An 11,851-nucleotide genomic window follows, 5' to 3' on the forward strand; every position below is an offset into this window, starting at 1 on the left:
ACTTACTGTTCGGTTTCAATTTTGGTACGTCTCTCGTGCCAATTCTCTACATCAATGTGTTTTAAGGGGTTTCATGGGTAACGCTGTTTTCGAATTTCCGCTAAAGGAAAAAGTACGTAACTATCTACGTGTTGAGCAGCTGCTTGGACAACTTAAGATAACGGCGAAGTCCGAGCATACTCATTTACAGCTTGTTTTTTTTGAACAGCTTTTCGAACTGCTAGATTTAATTGAACGGTTAGATTTGCGCTCAGATTTAACTAAAGATCTCGACGCTCACGAAAAGAACTTAGTGTACTGGTCAAAGCATCCGAAAATTGATAGTACAGCATTAGAACAAGCCTTAAAGACCGTATTAACCTTAAAGCAAAAGCTAAAAACAGATCGTCGATTTGGCAGTACTCTTAAAGATGACAAACTGTTGAGCGCTATTCGTCAACGCTTTGCTATCCCTGGTGGCGCGTGTAGTTTCGATTTACCCAACCTGCATTTTTGGTTGCAGCAACCGTTAGAGCAGCGCCAAACAGAAATAACGCAATGGTTAGAAACGCTAGGTCTACTAGATGATGCCATTGCTGTAAGCCTTTCCTTTATACGCGAGCGTGGTCAGTTTGTTGAAGTCGTTGCCGACAACGGGTTTTACCAAGGCGCAGCCGAAGACAAAAACGAGCTTATTCGGGTAAAATGCAGCGTAGATGAGGGATATTACCCTACCCTGAGCGGAAACAAATACCGCTATGCACTGCGCTTTATGAACTTTGCTCCCGATGAGGGGCAAAATGGCGCTGTCGAAGACAGTATTCAGTTTCGTTTAGCAGCCTGTTAAACTTCACATAATCTCTATTTATTGGTTACTCGTTGGGCTGTAACGCCAACGATATTAGCCTTATATAACGTATTTCACTGGAGCGTACTATGGAAGTGAAATGTCCAATTTGTGCCAAACAAGTAGTTTGGGCACCAACAAGCGAATACCGCCCTTTTTGCAGCAAAAAATGTCAGCTTATCGATTTGGGTGAATGGGCTGCTGAAGATAGAAAGATAGCAGGAAAGCCTGCCGAGGATGCAACACCCAAGGATTTTGATGTCGAAGAGATAGAAGCCATGTTGGCTCAACAATCTGACGACTTCTTCAAGCATTAACTATACAAGGAAACACAATGTTTAATTCTATCGCTCTTGTTGGTGGTACTCATGGAAACGAAACCAGCGGTATTCAGCTTATTCGCAATTGGCAACAGTTTGGCTTGCCGTCGCGATTTGATGCATTAAACGTTTCTTTGACAATTGCAAATGAAGCAGCGCTTGAGGCAAACGTGCGATTTGTAGAAGAAGATTTAAACCGTCAGTTTACCTTTGAGCGTTTAGCCAGTAATAACCCAGCCAAAGAAGCGGTACTTGCCAAATCTCTAAACGAAAAACTTGGCCCAAAAGGCAATTCAAATACCGACTTTGTTATTGATATTCACAACACCACCAGCGAAATGGGTGCCACGCTGATTATTCTAGAAGCGGATGAGTTTCACACTCAGCTAGCGCGATTCGTTAAACAGCGAATGCCAGAAGCGAATATTCTGGTGGAAGACGAGAAGCCTTATCTTGAACACGGCTACCTGTGCACTACGGGTAAAAAAGGCGTAATGATTGAAGTGGGCGGGCAGCCTCAAGGCGTGTTAAGAGAAGATGTTTACCTTTTAACGCAAACCATGGCAGAAGCCATTTTAGATTTTTGTATTGCTTATAACAATCAAGAGATAAAAACACACGCATTGCCAGCCTGTGAGGCGTTTCGCTTAGGTGAAAATGTCGGTTTCCCTTTGGATGACAATGGCAAGCGCACCGCTATGATTCACCATGCATTGCAAGACAACGACTTTGAGCCACTCATGCCTGGCATGCCCATGTTCAGAACCTTCGACGGCAAAGACATCCTATGGGATGGTGAGAAAGAAACCTACCCTCACTTCATCAATGAGGCCGCCTATTTTAAACTGGACGTTGCGTTTGCCACGTCTGAACGTATAACGCTTTGATTTCTCATACAAAGAACGAACGGGGTCTTTAACCTATCGCCTTTGCGCTTTCAAGTTAAAGAGTCGAATAACAAAATAGCCACATCAAGATGTGGCTATTTTTATTACTGTAATGCTTTGATAATGGGAACGTTAGCTTCTGGAAAATCTTCTGCATTAAGTGACTTCACATTGACCCATCGGGATTGTTGCCCTTCTTTACCATGGGGCTCACCTGCGAAATCATCCACGCGATGTACATCTAGCTTAACTTGCTTATCGCCATAGTCATGGGTAATAACAATTACTGGCTCACTGTGGTTCACGCTAATTCCTACTTCCTCAGCAAGCTCACGCTTTAGGGCCTGAAGCACGGTTTCGCCTTCTTCCACCTTACCGCCTGGGAATTCCCACTTCCCACCCTGATGAACACCGTCGGGACGCAGGGTAATGAATATTTCATCGCCGCGGGCGATAACGCCCACAGCAACATGTACCACTTTCATTACTTCAATTTACCGTGACACTGCTTATATTTCTTACCAGAACCACAAGGACATGGGTCGTTGCGGCCTACTTTCGCGCCTTCGCGAACTTGGGTACGTACTTTGTCGCTAGCAGCTTCTGGCGCTGCGCTAGCTTCTTCGTGCTCGAAGTTCTTAGGCACATCGTCAGCTTGGCGACGCTGCTCTTCAACTTTTTGAACATCTTCTTCAGCTTGTACTTTTACACGAGCAAGAATAGTGATCACTTCAACTTTGAGCGCTTCTAACATTTGAGAGAACAAAGCAAACGACTCACGCTTGTATTCTTGCTTAGGGTTTTTCTGTGCATAGCCGCGTAAGTGAATACCTTGACGTAGGTGGTCCATTGCTGCCAAATGCTCTTTCCAATGGCTGTCTAGGTTCTGAAGCATTACGGCTTTCTCGAACTGGCGTAGCACCTGTTCGCCTACCACTTCTTCTTTTTGTTTATAGGCGCTGATCACTTCACCTAAGATGCGTTCGCGAAGCTTTTCTTCATAAAGCTTATCGTCATTTTCTAGCCAGGTTTTAATTGGCAGGTCTACAGCGAAGTCAGCGCGCATGCGCTCTTCCAGGCCGCTGACGTCCCACATTTCTTCAAGCGATTGCGGTGGGATGTACTCGTCAACAACGCTTGAAATTACGTCTTCACGAATAGCAGCAATAGTCTCGCTAATATCGCCTTCATCAAGCAGTTCATTGCGCTGTTCGTAAATAACTTTACGTTGGTCGTTAGCCACATCATCGTATTCAAGCAACTGCTTACGAATGTCGAAGTTACGACCTTCTACTTTGCGCTGTGCGTTCTCGATGGCGCGAGTTACCCACGGATGCTCAATGGCTTCACCGCGCTCCATACCTAAACGCTTCATCATGTTGCCCATTTTTTCGGAGGCAAAGATACGCATTAGCGCGTCGTCTAATGATAGGTAGAAACGGCTTGAACCCGGGTCACCTTGACGGCCTGAACGACCGCGAAGTTGGTTATCAATACGGCGAGACTCGTGACGCTCTGTACCAATAATATGTAAACCGCCCGAAGCAAGCACAGCGTCGTGGCTTTCTTTCCACGCCGCTTTGATCTTTTCAATTTGTGCTTCCGTTGGGTTTTCTATTTTCTCGACTTCCGCTTGCCAGTTACCGCCTAACACGATATCAGTACCACGGCCGGCCATGTTGGTCGCTATGGTAACAGCACCAGGTTTACCTGCTTGAGCAACAATGTCGGCTTCGTGTTCATGGAACTTAGCGTTGAGCACCTTATGAGGAATTTTCGACTTTTTAAGAATGCGAGAAATCAGTTCTGAATTCTCGATAGAGACCGTGCCTACAAGGGTTGGCTGACCGCGCTTAACGCACTCTTTAATGTCTTCAACAATGGCTTCGTATTTCTCTTCTGCCGTCAGATAGATAAGATCAGGCATATCTTTACGCTGCATAGGACGGTTAGTTGGGATCACTACCGTCTCTAAGCCGTAAATATGATTAAATTCGAATGCTTCTGTGTCTGCAGTACCCGTCATACCCGCAAGCTTGTTGTACAAACGGAAGTAGTTTTGGAAAGTAATAGACGCAAGGGTTTGGTTTTCGTTTTGAATACGAACTCCCTCTTTTGCTTCTACTGCTTGGTGAAGACCTTCAGACCAACGACGGCCTTCCATTGTACGACCGGTATGTTCGTCAACAATAACAATTTGGTCTTCTTTAACAATGTAGTCTACGTCTTTAGAGAACAGTTTGTGCGCGCGAAGTGCAGCGTTAATATGGTGGAGCAAAGATATATTGCCCGCATCGAACAATGATTCGCCTTCTGGCAATAATCCTTCTTCATGTAGAATTTCTTCAACGTGAATTTGACCACGCTCTGTTAGATGAATTTGTTTAGCTTTAAGGTCGATAGTGTAATCACCATCGCCTTCTTGACCTTCTTCATCTTCCTTTTCCTGCTGAACAAGCTTAGGAATAATGATGTTGATACGACGATACAACTCTGAACTATCTTCAGCCTGACCAGAAATAATAAGTGGCGTACGGGCTTCGTCGATAAGGATTGAGTCAACCTCGTCCACTACTGCATAGTTAAGTGGGCGCTGAACGCGATCTTGCGGACTAAATGCCATGTTGTCGCGAAGGTAGTCGAAACCAAATTCGTTGTTGGTACCGTAGGTGACGTCCGCCTGATAAGCTTCTCGTTTTTGCTGTGGCGACATACCAGGTACGTTACATCCAACGCGCATGCCTAGGAAGTTAAATAGCTGATTACTCCATTCAGCATCACGACGTGCTAAGTAATCGTTCACGGTAACTACATGAACACCTTTGCCCGATAGGGCATTAAGATAGGTAGGCAACGTTGCCGTTAAGGTTTTACCCTCACCGGTACGCATTTCTGAAATTTTACCTTCGTGTAGTACTTGGCCACCTAACATTTGAACGTCGAAGTGACGCATACCATATACACGCTTACTTGCTTCACGCACCGTAGCAAACGCTTCAATAAGAATATCGTCAAGGGTTTCTCCCTTTTCAATGCGCGCTTTAAATTCGTCGGTTTTAGCCTTTAGCGCCTCATCGGAAAGCTTTTCAAATTCTGCTTCCAGTGCATTGATGGCATCTACGTTTTTGCGTAATTTTTTTAATAGTCGGTCATTTCTGCTACCGAATACTTTTCGAAGGATGCTTGAAAACATTAGCTTTTTTATTCCACTACTTGTCGAGACGCCGCACATTGTGCACAGCTAAATTAAACGTAAAAAACACAACCGGTTTGTTCGGGTGCTTTGCGATTTTCTAAAATTGTGTTTCACCGTCATCAAAGCTGTCCGTAAAAAGCCTTGATAACAGGAATATACCTGGCTGCTACCTTAATCTACTTTTTGTAGACGAAAGGCAGAGGATCGACTTGTTTTCCGTTTCTTATTACTTCGTAGTGAACGTGAACGCCGGTAGAACGCCCGGTGTTACCCATTTTAGCAATAGCTTCACCTTTGGTGACAACATCGCCTATTGATACGGTCAATTCATCGTTGTGCCCGTATCGGGTAACAAAACCATCACCGTGATCAATCTCTACTAGTTGGCCATAGCCGTAGCGTTCTCCTGCCCAGGTTACAATACCTGCTGCAGTGGCAACGACGTTTTCCCCTGCTTTACCTGCAAAATCCAACCCTTTGTGCATGGTTGGTTTACCTGTAAACGGATCGGCCCGCATACCATAATAAGAAGACAACCACCCTGACTCAATCGGACGACCAGATAATTGGCTCTGTTCGTTTATATGGTGACCCCTTACCAAACTTTCAAGCATAGATAACTGTTGAGACTTCAAATCAAGTGATTGCTCAAGCTTTGCTATTTCGTGAAGAATGGGGTCGTCTTGGAGGTTATCCGGTATCGATACCGGTACGAAAGCGTCCAGGTCAGCCGCTGACATACCTAATTCTGTTGCTATTTGCTTACCTTTCTCATCAAGCAACGTAGCTTGCGCTGATAGTTCAGCGACGTGAGAAAGTAAGGCTTTTATCTTAACGGAGGTTTGTTGCTTTAGCGCCTCAACATCTTTTTGTTGTTCATTGACTTCTGTTTGGGCTAAACGCACACGCGCAATATCTTCGGATACCGATTCGGTTGAACGGCTGGATACCAACATAAAAATAGACGATAGCACGGTGGCACTAACAAGCGTGCGGACACTGATACTGTGTCTGTAACGTTTATTTTTGCCTGCTAATGTAATAGTTAGTTTCATACCACGAAGATTATTGCTGTTTCACGCCTGTGCTCCGACGAAAATAAACCACAATCGCTTTTGATTGTTAATTTCTGGCACATGGGTGAAATTTATATTAATTATTCGGCTACTGTATCATTTATTTCAGTAATTGCCATATGAAAAAAAGCCGCCTGTTAGGCGGCTTTTGAAAATATTACGCTAATGCCGGTTGAGCATAACGAATTGGCGCGGTTTCCTGAGAATCGTATGTCACGAACTCCCAACACTCTTTTTGCGCTAACACAGCGTTTAATAGCTTATTGTTCAGACCGTGGCCTGTTTTGTAAGCACGTAATTCACCAATTAAACTATGGCCGCCTAAGTATAAGTCACCAATAGCGTCCAAAATCTTGTGTTTCAAAAACTCATCATCATAGCGCAACCCTTCTGGGTTTAGTACGCGAAACTCATCTAAGGCAACAGCATTTTCCATGCTACCGCCTAGTGCTAAGTTGTTCGCGTTCATGTATTCAAGGTCGCGCATAAAGCCAAACGTACGTGCTCGACTTACTTCATTAACATATGAACATGAATCAAAATCCATCGTCATATGTTGACGAGTTTGACTAATTACCGGGTGATCAAAGTCGATTTGGAAATCAACACGAAAACCGTCATATGGCACTAATTCTGCCCACTTGTCGCCATCTTCAACTCGAACAGGCTTTTTAATTCGGATAAATTGCTTAGGCGCATTTAGTTCTTCAATACCCGCAGATTGAAGTAGAAATACGAACGGGCTAGCACTTCCATCCATAATTGGCAGCTCGTTACTGTCTACCTCAACAATAATATTGTCGATACCTAATCCTGCAAGCGCAGACGCAAGGTGTTCTACCGTTTGGATAGTTACACCGTCTTCATTATTTAGACACGTACACAGCATGGTATTACCTACCGCGTTCGCACGCGAAGGTATGTCAACATGTGGTTCAAGGTCAACACGCCTAAACACGATACCCGTGTTCGCTGGCGCAGGTCGGAGAGTCATTGTGACCTTTTCCCCTTTATGAAGCCCAATTCCGGTCTCTTGTACCGATTGCTTGATTGTACGTTGTCTAATCATCTGCTTAAGCTTTTACCTATTAAAAAAGCGGGCGCGAATTATAGTGAGTTATTACTCACATGTCAAAAAACACCCGTTCCGACGATATCTACCCCGTCAGATTGCGTATTTAAACAATCACTTCACGCGAATTTTTCACGCTGTGAAATTTCATCTAACTAATGAGACATCACAAACGCAAAATAATTCCCTTCGCTTTCAGACAGCTAAATTAGTCTGCCTGTTTACGAAGAAACGCTGGAATATCTAGATACTCCAAGTCGTTGTCAGGTTGTGCACTGTCATCAGCTTTAAGCGCTTGATTACCTTCCGTACCACCGACTGCAGAACGCGGCTCACTTGAGTGTGTGCTGCCGTACTCTTTCGCTGGGGTCGTCAGGCGAGAACCTTCAGAGCTTACTAGCGAAATGTCAGGCTTGCGCTCTGCGCCAATACCGGTCGCAACAACCGTAACGCGAAGCTCATCTGTCATTTCCATATCAATAACTGTACCCACAACCACAGTCGCGTTTTCTGATGCGAATGCTTTAACTGCATTACCTACAGTCTCAAACTCGTCGATAGCGAAGTCTGGGCCAGCAGTAATGTTTACAAGGATACCGCGCGCACCTGACAAATCGATGTCTTCTAGAAGCGGGCTTGCAATGGCAGATTCCGCGGCTTCTTCAGCACGGTCTGGACCGCTTGCTGCACCACTGCCCATCATAGCTTTACCCATTTCAGACATAACAGTTCGTACGTCTGCAAAGTCAACGTTGATCAAACCAGGGCGAGTGATTAGCTCGGCAATGCCTTGAACCGCACCGCGTAATACATCATTTGCTGCGCTGAATGCCTGAAGTAGTGGCGTGCCTGGACCCATTACTTTCAATAGTTTTTCGTTAGGAATAGTGATCAACGAGTCAACATTGTTCGCAAGCTCTACAATACCTTGCTCAGCAAAAGAGGTACGCTTTTTACCTTCAAATGGGAATGGCTTAGTAACAACCGCTACGGTTAGAATACCCATTTCACGGGCAATCTTTGCCACTTCTGGCGCTGCACCAGTACCTGTACCACCGCCCATACCGGCTGTGATAAACACCATATCCGCGCCGTCAAGCGCTTGGCGTATAGTTTCTCTGTCTTCTTGCGCTGCTTCACGACCGATATTCGGATCGGCACCTGCACCCAAGCCTTTTGTTACGCTTGAGCCAATTTGAAGCGTAACATTTGCACTTGAGCTACGAAGCACCTGTGCATCTGTGTTTACCGCAATAAACTCTACGCCTTCAATGCTTTGAGACACCATGTGTTCAACTGCATTACCACCGCCGCCACCGACACCGATGACTTTGATTACGGCTTCTTCGCCGTGACTATCCATTAATTCGAACATACTTACTCTCCGGTTGTACGTCTTTTAAACACTACGCCAGGTCATTCCCTTAGGCTAATTGCTTCCTGCTAGCCTTAATGCCGTAGCTATAGCGCCCCCAAAAAATTAAAATTCACCTTTAAACCAGCTTTGCACACGATGAAATAAGCTTTCACCGGTTTTCTGCGTACTGGACTTCTTATTATCAGATTGTACTTTGCCATATTGCAGCAGCCCAACGACTGTCGCAAATCCAGCATCATCGACGTATTCAGATAAACCTTTTACGTTGATGGGTTTGCCCACGCGCACGGGCATCTGGAAAAGTTCTTCGGCAAATTCAACAGCACCTTCCATCTTAGCGGTACCACCAGTAAGTACAAGACCCGCTGCGATTTGCTCTTCCAGACCGCTGGCACGAATTTCATCATGTACCAGCTCAAAAAGTTCCTGATAGCGAGGCTCAATAACCTCAGCTAACGTATGACGAGACATGACTCTAGCTGGGCGTCCGCCAACACTAGGTACTTCGATACTGTCTTCCATACTCACCATATCTTTTAATGCACAGGCGTAATTAACCTTAATTTCCTCTGCATTACTAATAGGTGTTCTAAATATTTTTGCTATGTCACTGGTAATTTGATTACCAGCAACCGGTATGACCGCTGTGTGGCGAATGGCGCCATCGGTGAAAATCACGATGTCCATAGTACCGCCACCAATATCAACCACACAGACACCAAGTTCTCGCTCGTCGTCGGTTAAAACGGCATAGCTTGATGCGAGGGCTGAAAAAATCAGTTGGTCCGCATTAAGCTCACAACGCTCCACGCACTTCACCATATTCTTCGCCATATCGTCGGCACAAGTGATAATGTGCGCATCTGCTTCCATTCGTACGCCCGACATGCCTATCGGGTTTTTAATCCCCTCTTGCACGTCAATAGTAAACTCTTGGGGTAACACATGCAGAAGTCGACGTTCAGCCGCAATAGGCACACTGCGCGCTGCATGAATAACGTTGTCCACATCTTCTTGTGTTACTTCTTGATTGTTAATCGGTACCATGCCGTTTTCATTTTGGCACTTAACGTGGCGTCCCGAGATAGACATGAAAACTGAAGACACACGGCAATCTGCCATTAACTCCATCTCGTTTACCGCACGCTGAACCGACTTAACCACCAAATTTAAATCGTTAACGCCGCCCTTATCCATGCCTTTAGATGCATGGGTGCCCACGCCAACGATACTGATTTGATCGTCTTCTAGCAATTCACCCACCACAGCCTTGACTTGGCTGGTGCCGATATCTAGTCCTACAATCAAATTGCGTTCAGCAGGTTTTGACATGGTTTCCTTAACTCTCTTCATCTGTGGTGTTGTCGTCTTTCCAACCAACGGCAACACCCGTGTCATAGCGAAGGTCGACGTATTTCACCGCCTTCTCTTGTTGCGCCAAAAGTGGATATACATCAATAAAGCGCTGCAGCCTATCGATAAACTCCTGACGTCCTAAATTCAATTTTATGCCGTTTTTCAACTGCACCTGCCATGCAAACCGTTCGCTTAATGACAACTCAGACAACGTCATGTCTGTTGTTGAAATAAGTGCATGCATGGCGTTATAACCTTCTAGCGCCGTTTTCTCGCTACCGCCCGGGCCATATAAACGCGGTAAATCGAGTACTACACCTTCATCGTTAAACGTATCCCCGTAAGGGTTTAACAACAAATCTTCATTCCATTGGGCGACCGGCTGCTGTTCCACCAAATAAATTTTCAGCGTGTTCGGCCACTTTTTGCGAACCGAAGCACGGTAAACCCAAGACTGTGATTCAACGAGTTCAAATACCTCGTTAACGTCTAGGGCAAAAAAACTTCCTGGTTGCGCTTTACGAATCAATCGCTCAAGCTTTGTAATATCGATATGCTGATAGTCACCAGAAAAATCGATAACCTGTACCGGCATTTGCTGTTCATCTTGCAAATACTGATTAGCTTTCAACCCACCAAATACTAATCCAGCAATAACCAACAGTAAGAAAGCGACGCCGCCCCACACTGCTGATTTACTTTTGCCGCCCTTAACAGAAGCTTGCCTGTCTTGGTTAGTATCGGTATTGGCCACGTCTACGCCTTGTTTGCAACGTCGTCAAAACTGGTAGAAAGAATACTGAGTACCAGTTCGTCAAAGGTTAATCCTGCAACTTTGGCTGCCTTAGGCACCAAACTTTTTTCTGTCATGCCAGGCACTGTATTCGCCTCTAGCAAATAAAATTGCCTTTGGTTGTCCTGCATAACGTCTATTCTGCCCCAGCCGCTGCCAGAAATAGCGTCGAAAGCACGTGATGCTAGTTTTGCTAGCTGTGCTTCTTGCTCTTCAGACAAGCCGCTTGGGCAATAATATTCAGTCGTATTATCCTGATATTTCGCAGCATAATCATAGAATGTGTGTGGAGTAGACATTCGAATAGACGGCAACGCCTGCCCCTGTAACACAGAAACAGTGAATTCGGGACCGTCTATATACTGTTCTAACAGGACTTGATTATCATATTTAAAGGCGTCCTGAACGGCAGTTTCGAGTTGTTTAGCGCTTGTCACTCTCGCCATGCCAATACTCGACCCTTCTCTGGCCGGTTTTACCATGACTTCATTCCCCAATTTATCCATTATAGCGCTGCACTTACCAGCTTCAAAGTGCCTTTTATCAGCAATTTCATATTTAGCAGTAGGTAAGCCTAAACTTTGCCACACTTGCTTAGTGTGAATTTTGTCCATTGCCAGCGCTGAGCCCAAAACGCGACTTCCCGTGTAGGGTATTTTTAGAAGCTGAAGAGCACCTTGCATAGAGCCATCTTCACCACCTCGACCGTGCAGCATAATGAGCGCTCGGTCTACGTTTAGTTCAAGAAGGTCGGTTAGCGGGCGCTCTGCAGGGTCGAACGCAAAAGCATCCACGCCTTGTCTTAGCAATGCATTTAGCACCGCGTTGCCCGAATTTAGCGATACTTCCCGTTCAGCAGAATCGCCGCCAAGCAGCACAGCAACTTTTCCATACTCGCCGGGCAAGTGTGTTTTTTGTGAGTGAATACTTACTGAAGGTATAGACAT

The 11,851-nt window shown here is 45.3% G+C and carries 11 protein-coding genes; 3 read left to right on the forward strand and 8 right to left on the reverse strand.

Going from position 1 to position 11,851, the window contains the following annotated elements:
• The first annotated feature begins 73 nt into the window (after window positions 1-73).
• The 3 genes from zapD to ACM0P2_RS14790 all read left to right on the forward strand — a co-directional run bounded on the left by zapD (window position 74) and on the right by ACM0P2_RS14790 (window position 2,033).
• Entirely contained in the window at window positions 74-826 is a 753-nt protein-coding gene (zapD, locus tag ACM0P2_RS14780) for a cell division protein ZapD (protein ID WP_173359109.1), read from the forward strand.
• An 89-nt stretch (window positions 827-915) separates the two neighbouring features.
• Window positions 916-1,143, forward strand: a complete 228-nt coding sequence (gene yacG, locus ACM0P2_RS14785; protein ID WP_105929610.1) for a DNA gyrase inhibitor YacG — start codon at window positions 916-918, stop codon at window positions 1,141-1,143.
• Between the two features lie 17 nt (window positions 1,144-1,160).
• Window positions 1,161-2,033: an aspartoacylase gene (locus ACM0P2_RS14790; protein WP_173359110.1), complete on the forward strand. Its 873-nt coding sequence runs from the start codon at window positions 1,161-1,163 to the stop codon at window positions 2,031-2,033.
• 104 nt (window positions 2,034-2,137) lie between these two features.
• On the opposite strand, the gene mutT is transcribed toward ACM0P2_RS14790, so the two are convergent.
• The 8 genes from mutT to ACM0P2_RS14830 form a co-directional block, all read right to left on the reverse strand.
• Window positions 2,138-2,518, reverse strand: coding sequence for an 8-oxo-dGTP diphosphatase MutT (gene mutT, locus ACM0P2_RS14795; RefSeq protein WP_159117898.1), 381 nt, complete (start codon window positions 2,516-2,518; stop codon window positions 2,138-2,140).
• Window positions 2,518-5,226 (reverse strand): preprotein translocase subunit SecA, encoded by a 2,709-nt coding sequence (secA, locus tag ACM0P2_RS14800; RefSeq protein WP_173359111.1) that lies wholly within the window; start codon window positions 5,224-5,226, stop codon window positions 2,518-2,520. Before secA ends, mutT begins: the two co-directional genes overlap by 1 nt.
• A gap of 179 nt (window positions 5,227-5,405) precedes the next feature.
• Window positions 5,406-6,284, reverse strand: a complete 879-nt coding sequence (locus ACM0P2_RS14805; protein ID WP_105929595.1) for a M23 family metallopeptidase — start codon at window positions 6,282-6,284, stop codon at window positions 5,406-5,408.
• 178 nt (window positions 6,285-6,462) lie between these two features.
• Entirely contained in the window at window positions 6,463-7,374 is a 912-nt protein-coding gene (gene lpxC / locus ACM0P2_RS14810; protein WP_173359112.1) for a UDP-3-O-acyl-N-acetylglucosamine deacetylase, read from the reverse strand.
• 211 nt (window positions 7,375-7,585) lie between these two features.
• Window positions 7,586-8,752, reverse strand: a complete 1,167-nt coding sequence (ftsZ, locus tag ACM0P2_RS14815) for a cell division protein FtsZ (protein ID WP_105929593.1) — start codon at window positions 8,750-8,752, stop codon at window positions 7,586-7,588.
• Between the two features lie 105 nt (window positions 8,753-8,857).
• A complete protein-coding gene (gene ftsA, locus ACM0P2_RS14820) occupies window positions 8,858-10,087 on the reverse strand; it encodes a cell division protein FtsA (protein WP_120961749.1) in 1,230 nt (409 codons plus the stop codon).
• Window positions 10,088-10,094: 7 nt separating this feature from the next.
• Entirely contained in the window at window positions 10,095-10,865 is a 771-nt protein-coding gene (locus tag ACM0P2_RS14825; RefSeq protein ID WP_173359113.1) for a cell division protein FtsQ/DivIB, read from the reverse strand.
• Between the two features lie 2 nt (window positions 10,866-10,867).
• Entirely contained in the window at window positions 10,868-11,851 is a 984-nt protein-coding gene (locus ACM0P2_RS14830; protein ID WP_173359114.1) for a D-alanine--D-alanine ligase, read from the reverse strand.

Origin of the sequence: Alteromonas sp. OM2203 (assembly GCF_048517045.1) — a bacterium.
Classification (GTDB): domain Bacteria; phylum Pseudomonadota; class Gammaproteobacteria; order Enterobacterales; family Alteromonadaceae; genus Alteromonas; species Alteromonas gracilis.

What these genes read in the sequence shown, in the direction of transcription:
- ACM0P2_RS14830 (WP_173359114.1), bottom strand. Translation starts at nt 11,851, where the DNA reads ATGTCTATACCTTCAGTAAGTATTCACTCACAAAAAACACACTTGCCC.
- lpxC (WP_173359112.1), bottom strand. Translation starts at nt 7,374, where the DNA reads ATGATTAGACAACGTACAATCAAGCAATCGGTACAAGAGACCGGAATT.
- secA (WP_173359111.1), bottom strand. Translation starts at nt 5,226, where the DNA reads ATGTTTTCAAGCATCCTTCGAAAAGTATTCGGTAGCAGAAATGACCGA.
- ftsA (WP_120961749.1), bottom strand. Translation starts at nt 10,087, where the DNA reads ATGTCAAAACCTGCTGAACGCAATTTGATTGTAGGACTAGATATCGGC.
- ftsZ (WP_105929593.1), bottom strand. Translation starts at nt 8,752, where the DNA reads ATGTTCGAATTAATGGATAGTCACGGCGAAGAAGCCGTAATCAAAGTC.
- ACM0P2_RS14790 (WP_173359110.1), top strand. Translation starts at nt 1,161, where the DNA reads ATGTTTAATTCTATCGCTCTTGTTGGTGGTACTCATGGAAACGAAACC.
- yacG (WP_105929610.1), top strand. Translation starts at nt 916, where the DNA reads ATGGAAGTGAAATGTCCAATTTGTGCCAAACAAGTAGTTTGGGCACCA.
- mutT (WP_159117898.1), bottom strand. Translation starts at nt 2,518, where the DNA reads ATGAAAGTGGTACATGTTGCTGTGGGCGTTATCGCCCGCGGCGATGAA.
- zapD (WP_173359109.1), top strand. Translation starts at nt 74, where the DNA reads ATGGGTAACGCTGTTTTCGAATTTCCGCTAAAGGAAAAAGTACGTAAC.
- ACM0P2_RS14805 (WP_105929595.1), bottom strand. Translation starts at nt 6,284, where the DNA reads ATGAAACTAACTATTACATTAGCAGGCAAAAATAAACGTTACAGACAC.